This window comes from Klebsiella sp. GG_Kp146, assembly GCF_040061975.1.
Classification (GTDB): domain Bacteria; phylum Pseudomonadota; class Gammaproteobacteria; order Enterobacterales; family Enterobacteriaceae; genus Klebsiella; species Klebsiella quasipneumoniae.
Window position 1 is genome coordinate 44854 of sequence record NZ_JBEAHA010000019.1, and the last position, 16716, is coordinate 61569.

General features: G+C 57.6%; 12 protein-coding genes and 1 pseudogene. 9 read left to right on the forward strand and 4 right to left on the reverse strand.

Annotated elements, in window-relative coordinates; genetic code table 11:
* Positions 1–46 precede the first annotated feature (46 nt).
* From tcuA to ABLU95_RS19425, 3 genes are read left to right on the forward strand one after another with little or no spacing between them, the layout of a single operon-like run.
* Positions 47–1450, forward strand: a complete 1404-nt coding sequence (gene tcuA, locus ABLU95_RS19415; RefSeq protein ID WP_023288854.1) for an FAD-dependent tricarballylate dehydrogenase TcuA — start codon at positions 47–49, stop codon at positions 1448–1450.
* On the forward strand, positions 1437–2576 hold the full coding sequence (tcuB, locus tag ABLU95_RS19420; protein WP_243805577.1) for a tricarballylate utilization 4Fe-4S protein TcuB: 1140 nt from the start codon (positions 1437–1439) through the stop codon (positions 2574–2576). Before tcuA ends, tcuB begins: the two co-directional genes overlap by 14 nt.
* 54 nt (positions 2577–2630) lie before the next feature.
* The gene (locus ABLU95_RS19425; protein WP_023288852.1) at positions 2631–3926 is read left to right on the forward strand and encodes an MFS transporter; all 1296 of its coding nucleotides are present in this window, start codon (positions 2631–2633) and stop codon (positions 3924–3926) included.
* A gap of 51 nt (positions 3927–3977) precedes the next feature.
* Here the strand turns inward: ABLU95_RS19425 and chiQ are convergent, their stop codons facing one another.
* Entirely contained in the window at positions 3978–4310 is a 333-nt protein-coding gene (gene chiQ / locus ABLU95_RS19430) for a ChiQ/YbfN family lipoprotein (protein ID WP_023288851.1), read from the reverse strand.
* 47 nt (positions 4311–4357) lie between these two features.
* Entirely contained in the window at positions 4358–5761 is a 1404-nt protein-coding gene (gene chiP, locus ABLU95_RS19435) for a chitoporin (protein WP_023288850.1), read from the reverse strand.
* A 75-nt stretch (positions 5762–5836) separates the two neighbouring features.
* Between chiP and ABLU95_RS19440 the strand changes: the two are divergent.
* Positions 5837–6145: pseudogene (locus ABLU95_RS19440) on the forward strand (methionine synthase).
* Positions 6146–6199: 54 nt separating this feature from the next.
* On the opposite strand, the gene glnS reads toward ABLU95_RS19440, so the two are convergent.
* Both glnS and nagE read right to left on the reverse strand, forming a co-directional pair.
* On the reverse strand, positions 6200–7867 hold the full coding sequence (gene glnS / locus ABLU95_RS19445) for a glutamine--tRNA ligase (protein ID WP_065882511.1): 1668 nt from the start codon (positions 7865–7867) through the stop codon (positions 6200–6202).
* 178 nt (positions 7868–8045) lie between these two features.
* Positions 8046–10001, reverse strand: coding sequence for a PTS N-acetyl glucosamine transporter subunit IIABC (nagE, locus tag ABLU95_RS19450; RefSeq protein WP_023288849.1), 1956 nt, complete (start codon positions 9999–10001; stop codon positions 8046–8048).
* Positions 10002–10317: 316 nt separating this feature from the next.
* Here nagE and nagB point away from each other — a divergent pair, with 316 nt between their 5' ends.
* From nagB to asnB, 5 genes are all read left to right on the forward strand, one after another.
* Positions 10318–11118, forward strand: a complete 801-nt coding sequence (nagB, locus tag ABLU95_RS19455) for a glucosamine-6-phosphate deaminase (RefSeq protein ID WP_012542446.1) — start codon at positions 10318–10320, stop codon at positions 11116–11118.
* A 114-nt stretch (positions 11119–11232) separates the two neighbouring features.
* Positions 11233–12381: an N-acetylglucosamine-6-phosphate deacetylase gene (nagA, locus tag ABLU95_RS19460; RefSeq protein ID WP_032455137.1), complete on the forward strand. Its 1149-nt coding sequence runs from the start codon at positions 11233–11235 to the stop codon at positions 12379–12381.
* 8 nt (positions 12382–12389) lie between these two features.
* The gene (locus ABLU95_RS19465; RefSeq protein WP_032455136.1) at positions 12390–13610 is read left to right on the forward strand and encodes an N-acetylglucosamine repressor; all 1221 of its coding nucleotides are present in this window, start codon (positions 12390–12392) and stop codon (positions 13608–13610) included.
* A gap of 119 nt (positions 13611–13729) precedes the next feature.
* Positions 13730–14482, forward strand: a complete 753-nt coding sequence (locus tag ABLU95_RS19470) for an HAD-IIA family hydrolase (RefSeq protein ID WP_023288846.1) — start codon at positions 13730–13732, stop codon at positions 14480–14482.
* Between the two features lie 278 nt (positions 14483–14760).
* The gene (gene asnB, locus ABLU95_RS19475; RefSeq protein ID WP_032455135.1) at positions 14761–16425 is read left to right on the forward strand and encodes an asparagine synthase B; all 1665 of its coding nucleotides are present in this window, start codon (positions 14761–14763) and stop codon (positions 16423–16425) included.
* The last annotated feature ends 291 nt before the right edge of the window (positions 16426–16716 follow it).

The window sequence follows — 16716 nt, forward strand, 5'->3', positions numbered from 1 at the left end:
TCCCATTACAAATTTAACAATCCATTAAATTGTAAGGGAGCCGATAATGGTGGATGTACTGGTCATTGGCGGCGGCAATGCCGCGCTATGCGCCGCCTTAACCGCCCGGGAAGCCGGCGCCTCGGTGCTGCTGCTGGAGGCGGCGCCGCGGGAGTGGCGAGGCGGCAATTCGCAGCACACGCGTAACCTGCGCTGTATGCACGATGCGCCGCAGGACGTGCTGGTCGACAGCTATCCGGAAGAGGAGTACTGGCAGGATCTGCTGCGCGTCACCGAAGGGAACACCAACGAAGCGCTGGCCCGGCTGGTGATCCGCACCTCGTCACAGTGCCGGGACTGGATGCGTCAGCACGGGGTTAACTTTCAGCCGCCGCTCTCCGGCGCCCTGCACGTGGCCCGCACCAACGCCTTTTTTATGGGCGGCGGCAAAGCGCTGGTCAATGCCTATTACCGCAGCGCAGAGCGGATGGGGGTGCAGATCCGCTACAACACGCCGGTGCAGGCTCTGGAACTGCGCAACGGTGAATTTGTCGCCGCGCTGGCGGGCGAGGAACGGATTGTCGCGAGAAGCTGCGTCCTCGCCGCCGGCGGATTTGAATCCAACCGCGAGTGGCTGCGCGAGGCCTGGGGGCAAAATGACCGCGGCGAATGGCCCGCCGATAACTTTCTCATCCGCGGCACGCGCTTCAACCAGGGGGTGCTGCTCAAGTTTATGATCGACGCCGGGGCCGATATCATCGGCGATCCTTCCCAGTCCCACTGCGTCGCCATTGACGCCCGGGCGCCGCTCTATGACGGCGGGATCTGCACCCGCGTCGACTGCGTTTCGCTGGGGGTGGTGGTCAACCGCGATGCCGTGCGCTTTTATGATGAGGGGGAAGATTTCTGGCCTAAACGCTACGCCATCTGGGGCCGACTGGTCGCCCACCAGCCTGGACAGATCGGCTACTCGATCATCGACAGCAAAGCCATCGGCCACTTTATGCCCCCCGTCTTTCCCGGCGCTCAGGCCAATACCATCGCGGAACTGGCCCGCCAGCTGGGGCTGGACGGCGAACGCTTAGCGCAAACCATCGCCGACTATAATGCCGCCTGCGCGCCGGGCCAGTTCGATCACACCCGCCTGGATAACTGCGCGACCTCTGGCCTCACGCCGGCGAAAACCCACTGGGCGCGCCCCATCGATACGCCGCCTTACTACGGCTACGCCCTGCGTCCGGGGATCACCTTCACCTACCTCGGGCTCTACGTCGACGACACCGCCGCCGTCCATTTCGCCGGTCAACCCAGCCGTAATCTGTTCGTCGCCGGGGAAATGATGGCCGGCAACGTGCTGGGCAAGGGCTACACCGCCGGCGTCGGGATGTCGATCGGCACCACCTTCGGCCGCATCGCCGGCCAGCAAGCCGCCCGGGCGGCGCAGCAGGAGAAACACCATGAAGTCGCTTGAAAAGCTGATCATTGACGCGCAGATCATCACCGAACCGGAGGCGGAAGTCGAACGGGTGATGCAGGTGTGTAACGCCTGCCGGTACTGCGAAGGGTTTTGCGCCGTGTTCCCGGCGATGACCCAGCGCCTGGCCTTTGGCAAGGCGGATATCAACTATCTGGCTAACCTGTGCCATAACTGCGGCGCTTGCCTGCATGCCTGCCAGTATGCGCCGCCGCATGAGTTCGCCATTAACGTGCCGAAGGCGATGGCCGAAGTCCGGCTCGAAACCTATCAACACTACGCCCAGCCCGCCGTCTTTGGCAGCCTGTACCGCCGGGCCGGCATGACCACCGTGCTGGCGCTGGTCGGCGGCCTGATTGTCTTTCTGCTGCTGGCGATGGGGCTCAAAGGCTCGCTGCGCCATCCGCCGCTGGCGGGCGACTTCTACCAGATATTCCCCCATAACCTGCTGGCGTGGATGTTTGGTTCGGTCTTTGTGCTGGCGATTGGCTTACTGATGAGCGGGGTGATCCGCTTCTGGCGCGAGATCTCCCCGGGCCAGCCGCAACCGATTGATATTGCGAAGGCATCCCATGATGCGCTGACGCTGAAATATCTCGACGGCGGCCACGGGAAAGGCTGCAACGAAGCCGATGACGCCTTCACCCTGCTGCGCCGCCGTTTCCACCACTGCACCTTCTACGGCTTTATGCTCTGCTTCGCCGCCACCGTGGTGGCCACGGGCTATCACTATATCGCCGGCCAGGAAGCCCCCTACCCGTTCTTCAGCCTGCCGGTGCTGCTCGGCACCCTCGGCGGCATCGGCCTGTTGGTCGGCCCGGCGGGCCTGCTGTGGCTGAACCTGCGCCGCTCGCCGCTGCACGGCGACGCACGGCAGAAACCGATGGATCGCGGATTTATTCTGCTGCTGCTGCTGACCAGCTTCACCGGCCTGGCGCTGCTGGCGGGGCGGGATACTTCGTGGATGGGCGTCCTGCTCGCCATCCACCTCGGGGTGGTGATGGCCCTGTTCTTAACCCTGCCGTATGGAAAATTTGCCCACGGATTTTATCGCTGTGCGGCGTTACTCAAGTGGGCGATTGAGAAACGCCGCGGAAAACAGGTGGGCGTCGCCGGCGACTGACCTGCCCCTCTGCACCCGATAACAACAAGATAAAGACAATGGAGAGCACCCCCTATGACCCAACAACCCACCCGCGCCGGCACCGTCGGCGCTATCCTCCGCGTGACCAGCGGGAATTTTCTCGAACAGTTCGACTTCTTCCTGTTTGGCTTTTACGCCACCTATATCGCCCGCACCTTCTTTCCGGCGGAGAGCGAGTTCGCGGCGCTGATGCTCACCTTTGCGGTATTTGGCTCGGGCTTCCTGATGCGTCCTATCGGCGCGGTGGTGCTCGGCGCTTATATCGACAGAATCGGTCGCCGCAAAGGGCTGATGGTCACCCTGGCGATCATGGGCTGCGGGACGCTACTCATCGCCCTGGTCCCTGGCTATCAGACTATCGGCGTGCTGGCGCCGATCCTCGTGTTAGTGGGCCGTCTGCTGCAGGGGTTCTCGGCGGGCGTCGAGCTTGGCGGAGTGTCGGTCTATCTCTCTGAAATCGCTACGCCGGGCAATAAAGGCTTCTATACCAGCTGGCAGTCCGCCAGCCAGCAGGTGGCTATCATCATGGCGGCGCTGATCGGCTATGCGCTGAACGCCACGCTGGAACATGAGGAGATTGCCGCCTGGGGCTGGCGCATCCCCTTTTTTATTGGCTGTATGATCATTCCGCTGATTTTCGTGCTGCGCCGCTCGCTGCAGGAGACCGAGGAATTCCTGCAGCGTAAACATCGCCCGGATACCAAAGAGATCCTGACCACCATCGCCAGAAACTGGCGCATTATTACCGCGGGGACGCTGCTGGTAGCGATGACCACCACCACTTTCTACTTTATTACCGTCTATACGCCAACCTACGGCAGAGCAGTGCTGCACCTCAGCGCCCGCGACAGCCTGCTGGTCACCATGCTGGTGGGCATCTCCAATTTTATCTGGTTACCGATTGGCGGCGCGATCTCCGATCGAATCGGTCGTCGCCCGGTGCTGATGGGGATTACCGTGCTGGCGCTGCTCACCACCTGGCCGGTGATGCACTGGCTCACCGCCGCGCCGGATTTCACCCGTATGACGCTGGTCCTGTTGTGGTTTTCCTTCTTCTTTGGCATGTATAACGGCGCGATGGTGGCGGCGCTCACTGAAGTGATGCCGGTTTATGTCCGCACCGTGGGCTTTTCGCTGGCCTTCAGCCTCGCCACCGCCATCTTCGGCGGCCTGACGCCGGCTATCTCCACTGCCCTGGTCGAGCTTACCGGCGATAAAAGCGCGCCGGGATGGTGGCTGATGTGCGCTGCGCTGTGCGGGTTCATCGCCACCGCGCTGCTGTTCGTGCGCCTGAGTCGCGGCTATCAGCCGGCGGAGAGTCAGCGCTAAAAAAACAAACGGGCGGAGATAGACTCCGCCCGTTTGCCGCTGCCGTCTGGCTTAATGGGTGGTGTTATTGCTGCGGATCTCTTTCCAGATCTGGTCGCAGCGCGCTTTCACCGCCTGATCGTTACCGGTACGGGTAGCCTGGATACACTGCTGATAATCCAGTACCCGGACGCTCTCCTGGTTAGCAAACTGCTGGTGCTGTTTATCCTCTTTCAGGACATTCAGTACGCTCTGGCAGGCTTCAATTTTGTCCGGATTGCCTTCCGCCGTATTAATACAGGCGCTATAGGCATCTTTCAGTTTGGTGTCTTCTTTCGGTGCCGGCGACGTGGTGCAGGCCACCAGAGCCGATGCCATCATGGCAATAAGCAGCATTTTTTTCATTGTCGTTCTCCCAGAGGTGCGGCAGGCTCACGCCCGCCGCGCAGGCATCAGAAAATTGTGAACGGGGCGATAACCATGAACTTCACGTCGCGCTCATCCTGGAAGATGTTGCCGTAGCCGCCGCTCCAGCTCGGAATATCGGAATGGTTGTCGTACTGGGTAAAGTGCAGTTTAAACAGCGTGCCCTTCGCCCGGCCTTCCTGCACGGTATACAGCGCATCCAGGCTGTAGGCCGACTCTTTCAGACGGTAATCAGCGTCATAGTAGGCGTCCGGGGAGGACATTTTGCCCGGCTTCGCATCCCAGGCGTACACATAAGACGCGCCAAACGCCCAGCCCGGCATATCCCAGTTTTTCATGTCATACATCGCGCCGAAGAAGACCGCTTTTTCGCCGTTGGCGTTGAAGTCGGAGCGGTTATCCCACCAGATATCGAGACGACCGTTGGAGGAGGCGTAGGTCGGGGTCATACGCTGCAGGAAGTAGCCCTGCTGGCCATCGGCCTTCACCCAGGTCCCTTCCAGACGCAGATCCAGCACATCCGCCACTTTATAGCCAAAGGTTAACGCCTGCAGCCATGCGGTGCCGTCATAGATGTCGTTAACCCCGCCGTTGCTGACCTTATCGCGAGTGCCGTAGAACTGGTAGCTGGTGCTCAACGGCGCGCCGGCGACGTCAAACTTGTAGCTGGCTTTAGCAAAGTACTGATCGATATAACCCTGAGCCTGACCAAATGCCGCCTCCAGCACCAGGTCGTTTTTGAAATCATATTTGGCGCCGACGGAGTGGAGATAATCGACTTTGGTCTTCTTATCGTTCTGGTAGAAATCATCCATCTCGATATGCCATGGCGCTTTATACTCGTTCGTCCACATGTAGGAGAAACTTAACGCGCCCGCGGTGCCATAGTCGAAGTTGGCCCCGGCTTCCGCCCCCTGATAGGTACCCGGCATAAAGCTCCAGTGCGGCGCCAGCAGGGTCTGACCGGTTGGCTGGATGTAGCCCGCGCGCGCCCACGCCGGACCGTATTTGAATTTCGCAGCGGCTTTATACAGGCTGATGCCGCTCTTATCGCCGGAGTAGTCTTCGTCATAGGCTTTGTTACGCGACGAGAAGGCAATTTCGTTCGGGTGGCCGCTGTCGCCGTTCTCCGCCATTTCAATCGCGGTAAACGCCGCAATATCAAGGCCAAACATATCGGCGGCATAGCCGGACTGGAAGTCCAGGTTGGCGTTCCAGGTGGAGTGGGAAAGGTTGGTTTTGTATTTGTCGCCGTCGGTCACATCTTTACGGTCACGCTCACGCTGCCAGTAATAGATACCGCCGGTTAAAGTAGAATCATCGATAAAGCCTGCTGCGCTGGCCTGCGGAATCACAACCCAGCCCGACATCGCGGTGACGGCGGCAATAGCCAGCGCCAGCGTACTACGTTTGCCACTAAACGTACGCATGTGCATATCCTCTTTGACGTTTTAAAAGGCGAAGACCAGGGGGTCATTCGCTAAAAAAATAAATAACACTGCAAAATGTGGGGCGGTGAAAAAGGCCGCGAAACCACTGTAGATAGACTATTTTTCGTGACGCGAATTATCAATGTTTTTCGTGAGGCAAAGCTTAAGATTATGACAAAGCGCACATAATTTATGTCGTTTTGTTACAGTCTTATCTCTGATGATTTTGTCATGGAAGTCATTGCAAAATCAGGGAAAAACGCAAAACCTGAAAGCGATTACATTGGTTTTTTGTATGAGACAGGAAATATCAGAAGCGTTATTTATTTCCGGTTTGAAACAGAATTAATTCGCTTCGCGAAAATAAAAAGAGTAATTGGCTGATTCTGAAACAAAAAAAGCGCCGCAGAGTGCGGCGCTTTGACGGTAAGGAAACGGTTATTCGCCCGCTTTCGCCCAGGTATCGCGCAGACCGACGGTGCGGTTAAACACCAGACTGGTTGCGGTTGCATAGCGGCTGTCGAGGCAGAAGTAACCTTCACGCTCAAACTGGTAAGCTTTACCGGCTTCCGCCTGCGCCAGGCTCGGCTCCGCGTAACCCTGTTTGATCACCAGCGATTCCGGATTGATCACCGCGAGGAAATCCTCCGCTGCACCCGGGTTTGGTACGCTGAACAGGCGATCGTAGAGACGGATCTCTACCGGCAGCGCATGCGCCGCGCTCACCCAGTGGATCACGCCTTTGACCTTGCGGCCGTCAGCCGGATCTTTACTCAGGGTGTCGGCATCGTAGGTGCAGAAGATAGTGGTGATATTGCCTTCGGCATCTTTCTCCACGCGTTCCGCTTTGATGACGTAGGCGTTGCGCAGACGCACTTCTTTGCCCAGCACCAGACGCTTGTACTGCTTGTTGGCTTCTTCACGGAAGTCCGCGCGGTCGATCCAGATTTCCGCGCTGAACGGCACTTCGCGGCTGCCCATCTCCGGCTTGTTCGGATGGTTCGGCATCGCCACCATTTCGCTTTCGCCCTGCGGGTAGTTCTCGATAACCAGTTTCACCGGATCGATCACTGCCATCGCGCGCGGCGCGTTTTCGTTGAGATCTTCGCGAATGCAGGACTCCAGCGACGCCATCTCAATAGTGTTGTCCTGCTTGGTCACGCCGATGCGCTTGCAGAATTCGCGGATGGATTCGGCGGTGTAGCCGCGACGACGCAGACCGGAGATGGTCGGCATCCGCGGATCGTCCCAGCCTTCCACGTGCTTCTCGGTCACCAGCTGGTTCAGCTTACGCTTGGACATCACCGTGTATTCAAGATTCAGGCGCGAGAATTCGTACTGGCGCGGGTGAACCGGGATGCTGATGTTGTCCAGCACCCAGTCGTACAGACGACGGTTGTCCTGGAACTCCAGGGTACACAGCGAGTGGGTAATGCCTTCCAGCGCATCGCTGATGCAGTGGGTGAAGTCGTACATCGGGTAGATGCACCACTTGTTGCCGGTCTGATGATGCTCAGCGAACTTAATGCGGTACAGCACCGGATCGCGCATCACGATGAACGGCGACGCCATATCGATCTTCGCGCGCAGGCAGGCCTTGCCCTCTTCGAAGCCGCCGCTGCGCATTTTTTCGAACAGCACCAGGTTTTCTTCCACGCTGCGGTCGCGATACGGGCTGTTCTTACCCGGCGCTTTCAGGGTGCCGCGATATTCACGAATTTCATCAGGAGAGAGTTCATCAACATAGGCCAGGCCTTTGTTGATCAGCTCAACCGCATACTGATGCAGCTGATCAAAGTAGTCAGACGAGTAGCAAACGTCCCCGGACCAGTGGAAACCTAACCACTGCACGTCGTTTTTAATCGACTCCACGTATTCGATATCTTCTTTCACCGGGTTGGTGTCATCGAAACGCAGGTTGCATTGGCCCTGATAATCCTGGGCGATGCCGAAGTTCAGGCAGATGGATTTCGCATGGCCAATGTGCAGATAACCGTTCGGCTCCGGCGGGAAGCGGGTGTGAACGGTGGTGTGCTTACCGGTAGCCAGATCTTCATCAATGATCTGACGGATAAAGTTAGTCGGGCGGGCTTCTGCCTCACTCATCACGGGTTCCTCAAAGCGTAAACAACGTATAACGGCACATGATCTTACAAGCAGGGCGTAGTGACAACTATTAGTTACGTAAAATAGGTATCAGAAGAGGATTACGGGGCCGATTGCTGCAAAAAAAAGCGGCGAAGGTTTCCCTTCGCCGCTGAGGCATAAACTCGACTCAGGAGCCTTACTTGCCTTTAATCTCATACAGCGGCGTCTGGCCGGCAACGACCTTACCGCTCGCCAGTATCACCAGCGCGCTGTAGTCATCGCTGTTGCTGCAGACCACCGGGCTAATCATCGAGCGCGCGTTGGCGTTGAGGAAGTCCAGATCCATTTCCAGAATCGGCTCGCCCGCCTTCACGTCCGCGCCCTCTTCAACCAGACGTTTGAAGCCCTTGCCTTCCAGCGCCACGGTGTCGATACCCATGTGGACAACGATTTCCGCACCGTTGTTGGTTTCGAGGCAGAACGCGTGGTTAGTGTTGAAAATTTTCACCACGGTACCGGCGGCCGGGGCCACCACGATGTTGCTGGTCGGTTTCACCGCGATACCGTCGCCGACGGCTTTGCTGGCGAAGGCTTCGTCCGGCACCTGTTCGAGGGCCACCACGTCACCGGTAATCGGCGAAACCAGCGACTCAACGGTCTTCGCGTTCGCTACCGCCTGCGGTTTAGCCGCGGGCGCTGCGGTGGCGACGTTGCCAGCCGGCGCGGCTGCCGCTGCCGCTACCGGGCCGCGGGTCACCACTTTTTTCATCTCATCGCCGATAGACTCTGCCTTCGCGCCGACGATAACCTGGATGGTTTGCTTATTCAGTTTTACCACCCCGGACGCGCCGAGACGTTTACAGGCGGCGTCGTTGACTTTCGCCGAATCGCCCACGGTCAGGCGCAGACGGGTGATACAGGCGTCAATCGCTTTCAGGTTGTCCGTTCCGCCCACCGCAGCGATATAGCTGGTCGCCAGCTGGGTCAGGCCTTCTTCAGTGTTGCTGTTCGCTTCTTCCGTTACCACGTCAGCGGCTTTGTCTTCACGACCCGGCGTTTTCAGGTTGAACATGCGGATCACCGCGCTGAACAGCAGGAAGTAGACGAAGAAGAACACCACGCCCATCACCAGCAGCATCCAGACGTTTTTGCTGGCGGCCGGCAGGCTGTACATCAGCACGTAGTCAATAGCGCCTGCGGAGAAGGAGAAGCCCGCATGAATGCCCAGCGCCGTTGCGATGAACAGGCTGATACCGGTCAGTACCGCGTGCAGGAGGTACAGCAGCGGAGCCAGGAACATGAACAGGAATTCCAGCGGCTCGGTTACCCCGGTCAGGAACGCGGTGATGGCAACGGACAGCAGCATACCGCCCACCATCGGACGACGCGCTTTCGGAGCGGCCAGATACATCGCCAGCGCCGCGCCCGGCAGACCAAACATCATGATCGGGAAGAAGCCGGACATGAACATCCCCGCGGTGCCGTCGCCGGCGTAGAAGCGGTTGATGTCGCCGTGGAACACGGCGCCTGCGGCGTTCGTGAACTCACCAATCTGGAACCAGGCGATGGTGTTCAGCACCTGATGCAGACCGGTCGGGATCAGCAGACGGTTGATAAAGCCGAAGATACCGGAACCCAGCGCCCCTGCGGAAACGATCCACTCGCCGCCCGCATGGATAGCGTGCTGCACCGGCGGCCAGACGTAGCCGAAGAGCGCCGCGAGGATCAAACAGAAGAAGCCGGTGGCGATCGGCACGAAGCGTTTGCCGCCGAAGAAGCTCAGGAAGTCCGGCAGCTTGATGCCGGCCCAGCGATTGTACACCGCCCCTGCTACCAGACCGGTAATGATACCGGCCAGTACGCCCATGTTGATTTCCGGATTGATGGTGACCATCGCTTTGGTCATCACGAAATAACCTACTGCCCCGGCCAGCGCCGCAGAACCGGCGTTATCCTTGGACCAGCTTGACGCCACACCGATAGCAAAGATCAGCGCCAGGTTGTCGAAGATAGCCCCACCCGCTTGCGCGATGAAGGGTACATTCAACAGGTCTGGTTGCCCGAAACGCAGCAGCAATGCCGCGACCGGCAGCACTGCGATAGGGAGCTGTAACGCCCTACCCAGTCGCTGAAAGAAACCTAAAATATTCATCTTATTCCCCCTATGAGACCCCGATGAGGCTCATTTTCAAAGCCACTTTTTTATTGTGTAACAAGGTCGGTTTTATCACTTACCGGCAAAGTGTGTGAAAAATTAATTCGTATCGCAAATTAAAAGGGTATTTTTTGTGATAATTATCACCAAATATCGTATTCACCCCTCCCTTAGACTGGCTAACATCGAAAACTTATTTTATCATTCAAAAAATCAACACGGATTGACCCCGGTCGGCGCAGTTGCTGCAATACTCTCCTCAGAGTGCTGGCGCCAATCCGCCAGATTCTACTTTTAACTATAGAGGTGAAGAATGAGACTGATCCCCCTGGTAACCGCTGAGCAGGTCGGTAAATGGGCTGCCCGCCATATCGTGAACCGCATTAATGCATTCAAACCAACCGCGGACCGTCCGTTCGTGCTGGGTCTGCCCACCGGCGGCACCCCGCTCACCGCCTACAAGGCGCTGGTTGAAATGCATAAAGCAGGCCAGGTTAGCTTCAAGCACGTTGTCACCTTCAACATGGATGAATACGTTGGCCTGCCGAAAGAGCATCCGGAAAGCTATCATAGCTTCATGCACCGTAATTTCTTTGACCACGTTGATATTCCGGCAGAAAATATCAACCTGCTGAATGGTAACGCGCCGGACATCGATGCGGAATGCCGTCGCTATGAAGAAAAAATTCGTTCCTACGGTAAAATCCACCTGTTTATGGGCGGCGTGGGCAACGATGGCCACATCGCGTTCAACGAACCGGCCTCTTCTCTGGCGTCCCGCACCCGTATTAAGACCCTGACCCATGACACCCGTGTGGCGAACTCCCGCTTCTTCGACGGCGACGTGGATCTGGTGCCGAAATATGCGCTGACCGTCGGCGTGGGCACCCTGCTGGATGCAGAAGAAGTCATGATTCTGGTGCTGGGCCATCAGAAAGCGCTGGCGCTGCAGGCGGCAGTTGAAGGTAACGTCAACCACATGTGGACCATTACCTGTCTGCAGCTGCATCCGAAGGCGGTGATCGTCTGCGACGAACCGTCCACCATGGAGCTGAAAGTGAAGACGCTGAAATATTTCAACGAATTAGAAGCTGAAAATATTAAAGGTCTGTAATGTAGTCGCGTCCCGCGACTTTGCGCGGGACCATCTTTTTCTTTGTATGCATCATCAGGCCGGCGGCAAACGAACGTTCCCGGGCCTGATGAGGCGTATATACCGGGGGTCGTAATGTATGCATTAACCCAGGGCCGGGTTTATACCGGTCATGAAATTCTCGATGACCATGCGGTTGTTATCGCTAATGGCCTTATCGAACGTCTTTGTCCGCTGGCAGATTTGCCGTCTGACATCGAGCAGCGCTCAGTCAACGGCGCGATCCTCGCCCCCGGTTTTATCGACGTCCAGCTCAACGGCTGCGGCGGCGTGCAGTTTAACGACAGCCCTGACGCGGTCACTGTCGAAACGCTGGAGATCATGCAGAAGGCCAACGAACGCTCAGGCTGCACCAGCTTCCTGCCGACGCTGATTACCTCCAGCGACGATCTGATGAAGCAAGGCGTCCGCGTGATGCGCGAATACCTGCAAAAGCACCCGAACCAGGCGCTGGGTCTGCATCTTGAAGGACCGTGGCTGAATATCGTTAAGAAAGGCACCCACAATCCCGACTACGTGCGTAAACCGGACGCGGCGCTGGTCGATTTCCTGTGCGATAACGCCGATGTGATCACCAAAGTGACCCTCGCCCCTGAGCGCGTCGAGCCGGAAGTGATCCGCAAACTGGTCGCCGCCGGGATAGTCGTCTCCGCGGGCCACTCCAACGCCACGCTGAAAGAGGCGAAAGTGGGCTTCCGCGCGGGCATTACCTTCGCTACCCACCTGTATAATGCGATGCCCTACATTACCGGCCGCGAACCGGGTCTGGCCGGGGCGATTTTTGACGAGCCGGATGTCTACTGCGGTATTATTGTCGACGGGATGCACGTCGATTACGCCAACGTGCGCAACGCCAAGCGCCTGAAAGGCGACAAACTGTGCCTGGTCACCGACGCCACCGCGCCGGCGGGGGCGAATATTGACCAGTTCATTTTTGCCGGGAAAACAATATACTACCGCAACGGGCTGTGCGTAGATGAAAACGGCACCCTCAGCGGATCTTCCCTGACCATGATTGAAGGGGTGCGTAATCTGGTTGAGCATTGCGGTGTGGCGCTGGACGAAGTATTGCGGATGGCGACGCTCTATCCCGCGCGCGCCATTGGTGTGGACAAGCAGCTCGGCAGCATTGCGCCGGGTATGGTCGCTAACCTGACCGCCTTTACACGCGATTATAAAATCACCAAGACCATCGTTAATGGTAACGAGGTCGTCACTGAGTAAGTAAAAGTATGACAGCAGGCGGACAAGCTCAAATTGGTAACGTTGACCTCGTAAAACAACTGAACAGCGCGGCCGTGTACCGCCTGATTGACCAGCATGGGCCTATCTCGCGCATTCAGATCGCGGAACAAAGCCAGCTTGCCCCTGCCAGCGTGACCAAAATCACGCGTCAGCTTATTGAGCGCGGCCTGATCAAAGAAGTCGATCAGCAGGCCTCCACCGGGGGGCGCCGCGCCATCTCCATCATTGCGGAGACGCGTAACTTCAACGCCATTGGCGTGCGCCTTGGCCGCTATGACGCCACCCTAACCCTCTATGATTTAAGCAGCAAGACCCTGGAGGAGGAGCATTTCCCGCTGCCCGAGCGCACCCAGGAAACGCTGGAACACGCCCTGCTGAATATCATCGCCACTTTTATCGAAAACTGTCAGCGCAAAATCCGCGAGCTGATCGCCATCTCGGTGATCCTGCCGGGGCTGGTGGATCCAGAAAGCGGCGTGATCCGCTATATGCCGCACATTGCGGTGGAAAACTGGGGCCTGGTCGGGGCGCTGGAAAAACGCTTCAACGTTACCTGCTTTGTCGGGCACGATATCCGCAGTCTGGCGCTGGCCGAGCACTATTTTGGCGCAAGCCAGGACTGCGAAGACTCCATTCTGGTGCGCGTGCACCGCGGCACCGGGGCGGGGATCATCTCCAACGGACGCATTTTTATTGGCCGTAACGGCAACGTGGGCGAAATTGGCCATATTCAGGTCGATCCGCTGGGCGAACGCTGCCACTGCGGCAACTTCGGCTGCCTGGAGACCGTCGCGGCGAACGCCGCCATCGAACATCGCGTTCGCCATCTGCTGGACCAGGGCTACCAGAGCCGCCTGACCCTCGATGACTGCACGATCAAAACCATCTGCAAAGCGGCCAACAAGGGCGATGCCCTGGCCTGCGAGGTGATCGAGTACGTAGGGCGTCACCTCGGAAAAACGATCGCCATCGCCATCAACCTGTTCAATCCGCAAAAAATCGTCGTCGCCGGCGAAATTGTGGAAGCCGAGAAAGTGCTGCTCCCGGCCATTGAGGGCTGCATTAACGCCCAGGCGCTGAAGGCGTTTCGTAAGAACCTGCCGGTGGTGCGCTCCACCCTCGATCATCGCTCAGCGATTGGCGCCTTCGCGCTGGTCAAACGCGCCATGCTCAATGGCACGCTGCTGCAGCGCTTGCTTGAGAGCTAATCGCCCCCCTTTACAGATAAGCGCGTCGCTCTGTCACTGGCGGGCATCGCCCGTCAGAGGTGTGAAACCGCATCGATGACGCGTATAGTTTCGTCTTTGTTAATGATTCTGGACCCACCATGACCATTCAAAACATAATTTGTGATATTGACGGCGTGCTGATGCACGATAACGTCGCCGTTCCCGGCGCTGCCGAGTTTATCAAGCGCATCCTCGATAAAGGCATGCCGCTGGTGATGCTGACCAACTACCCGTCGCAAACCGGCCAGGATCTGGCGAACCGTTTCGCCACCGCCGGGATTGAGGTGCCGGATAGCGCCTTTTACACCTCGGCAATGGCGACGGCCGATTTTCTGCGCCGCCAGGAAGGCAAGAAAGCCTATGTGGTGGGTGAAGGGGCGCTGATCCACGAGCTGTATAAAGCCGGCTTTACCATTACCGATGTCAACCCGGATTTTGTCATCGTCGGGGAAACCCGCTCCTTTAACTGGGAAATGATGCATAAGGCGGCCTTCTTTGTCGCCAATGGCGCCCGCTTCATTGCCACCAACCCGGATACTCACGGTCGCGGCTTCTACCCGGCCTGCGGCGCTCTGTGCGCCGGGATCGAGAAGATCTCCGGCCGTAAGCCGTTTTACGTCGGTAAACCCAGCCCGTGGATCATCCGCTCAGCGCTGAACAAAATGCAGGCCCACTCCGAACAGACGGTGATCGTTGGCGACAATCTGCGCACCGACATTCTGGCCGGCTTCCAGGCGGGGCTGGAGACCATTCTGGTGCTCTCCGGCGTCTCGACCCTCGACGACATCGACAGCATGCCGTTCCGCCCGTCGTGGATCTACCCTTCCGTCGCGGAAATCGATATTTTCTAATGCCAGCCACGTCTCAGGACGTGGTTGTTCATTTCTGACGCCTGCTAAAAGCCCCCCATCTAATAAAAACGGCTTATAATTGCGTATTCTTCAATAAAGCCGTTCAAAAGATACTCTTTTTTTACTATTCAACAATCGTAGTTGCGTTTTTTCTTTTTCCGGCCGTAAAACCCTTGCGCCGGCTCCCCCTTTACGGCATTTTCTTAAGCACGCACTCAGGCTTCGCCACGAGACGAAGCCAGCACAACATCAAACACGACAGGGTAATGGAGAAGGCTATGTGTTCTATTTTTGGCGTACTGGATATTAAAACTGACGCAGGCGAGCTGCGTAAAAAGGCGCTGGAGCTTTCCCGCCTGATGCGCCATCGCGGTCCGGACTGGTCTGGCGTGTATGCCAGCGACAAAGCGATTCTGGCGCACGAGCGCCTGTCGATTGTCGACGTCAACGCCGGCGCCCAGCCGCTGTACAACGCCGAAAAAACCCATGCGCTGGCCGTTAACGGCGAAATCTACAACCATCAGGCGCTGCGCGCGGAATATGGCGATCGCTATCAGTTCCAGACCGGCTCCGACTGCGAAGTGATCCTCGCGCTGTATCAGGAAAAAGGCCCGGCGTTCCTCGACGACCTGCAGGGGATGTTCGCCTTCGCCCTGTACGACAGCGAAAAAGACGCGTACTTAATTGGTCGCGACCATATCGGTATTATTCCGCTGTATATGGGCCATGACGAACACGGCAACTTCTACGTCGCCTCAGAAATGAAAGCCCTGGTGCCGGTGTGCCGCACCATTAAAGAGTTCCCGGCAGGCAGCTACCTGTGGAGCAAAGACGGTGAAATTCGCCAGTACTATCAGCGCGACTGGTTCGATTACGACGCGGTAAAAGACAACGTTACCGATAAGAACGAACTGCGTCAGGCGCTGGAAGAGTCGGTGAAAAGCCACCTGATGTCCGACGTGCCCTACGGCGTGCTGCTCTCCGGCGGCCTTGATTCTTCGGTCATCTCCGCCATCACCAAGAAATTCGCCGCCCGTCGCGTCGAAGATCAGGAGCGTAGCGAAGCCTGGTGGCCGCAGCTGCACTCCTTCGCGGTCGGTCTGGAAGGCTCTCCCGACCTGAAAGCGGCGCAGGAAGTGGCTAACCACCTCGGCACCGTGCACCATGAAATTCACTTTACCGTTCAGGAAGGGCTGGATGCGATCCGCGACGTTATCTATCACATCGAAACCTACGATGTGACCACCATTCGCGCTTCGACGCCGATGTACCTGATGTCACGTAAAATTAAAGCCATGGGCATCAAAATGGTGCTTTCCGGCGAAGGCTCGGACGAAGTGTTCGGCGGCTACCTCTACTTCCATAAGGCGCCGAACGCCAAAGAACTGCACGAAGAGACGGTGCGTAAGCTGCAGGCGCTGCATATGTTTGACTGCGCTCGCGCCAACAAAGCGATGTCCGCCTGGGGCGTGGAAGCCCGCGTGCCGTTCCTCGATAAGAAGTTCCTCGACGTGGCGATGCGCATCAACCCGCAGGATAAGATGTGCGGCAACGGCAAAATGGAAAAACATATCCTGCGCGAATGTTTTGAATCCTACCTGCCGGCCAGCGTGGCCTGGCGCCAGAAGGAGCAATTCTCTGACGGCGTCGGCTACAGCTGGATCGATACGCTGAAAGAAGTGGCCGCGAAACAGATCAGCGACCAGCAGCTGGAAACCGCAAGCTTCCGCTTCCCGTACAACACGCCGACCTCCAAAGAAGGCTATCTGTACCGCGAGATCTTCGAAGAGCTGTTCCCGCTGCCAAGCGCGGCGGAGTGTGTCCCTGGCGGTCCGTCGGTGGCCTGCTCTTCTGCCAAAGCCATTGAATGGGATGAAGCGTTCAAAACCATGAACGATCCGTCAGGCCGCGCGGTGGGCGTCCACCAGTCGGCCTATAAATAAGCCCTGACAGGCGATGAAACGCGAAACGGACCCTCCGGGGTCCGTTTTCTTTTTGCGGGATTTATGCCGCTGAAAAACGATAAATAACCAATAATTGCCGATTATTGCAGCGAGCTGTTCGCAACCTAACCAAACAGTCACATTACAACGATTTTCCTTGAAAAAGAGGTTGACGCTCGCAGGCCCAATACGCATAATGCGCCCCGCAACGCCGATAAGGTTACGCGAAAAAAAGATGGCTACGTAGCTCAGCTGGTTAGAGCACATCACTCATAATGATGGGGTCACAGG

Coding starts and splice junctions, on each gene's coding strand:
- ABLU95_RS19425 (WP_023288852.1), top strand. CDS start 2,631: ATGACCCAACAACCCACCCGCGCCGGCACCGTCGGCGCTATCCTCCGC.
- chiQ (WP_023288851.1), bottom strand. CDS start 4,310: ATGAAAAAAATGCTGCTTATTGCCATGATGGCATCGGCTCTGGTGGCC.
- asnB (WP_032455135.1), top strand. CDS start 14,761: ATGTGTTCTATTTTTGGCGTACTGGATATTAAAACTGACGCAGGCGAG.
- ABLU95_RS19470 (WP_023288846.1), top strand. CDS start 13,730: ATGACCATTCAAAACATAATTTGTGATATTGACGGCGTGCTGATGCAC.
- chiP (WP_023288850.1), bottom strand. CDS start 5,761: ATGCGTACGTTTAGTGGCAAACGTAGTACGCTGGCGCTGGCTATTGCC.
- tcuA (WP_023288854.1), top strand. CDS start 47: ATGGTGGATGTACTGGTCATTGGCGGCGGCAATGCCGCGCTATGCGCC.
- ABLU95_RS19465 (WP_032455136.1), top strand. CDS start 12,390: ATGACAGCAGGCGGACAAGCTCAAATTGGTAACGTTGACCTCGTAAAA.
- nagE (WP_023288849.1), bottom strand. CDS start 10,001: ATGAATATTTTAGGTTTCTTTCAGCGACTGGGTAGGGCGTTACAGCTC.
- glnS (WP_065882511.1), bottom strand. CDS start 7,867: ATGAGTGAGGCAGAAGCCCGCCCGACTAACTTTATCCGTCAGATCATT.
- nagA (WP_032455137.1), top strand. CDS start 11,233: ATGTATGCATTAACCCAGGGCCGGGTTTATACCGGTCATGAAATTCTC.
- nagB (WP_012542446.1), top strand. CDS start 10,318: ATGAGACTGATCCCCCTGGTAACCGCTGAGCAGGTCGGTAAATGGGCT.
- tcuB (WP_243805577.1), top strand. CDS start 1,437: ATGAAGTCGCTTGAAAAGCTGATCATTGACGCGCAGATCATCACCGAA.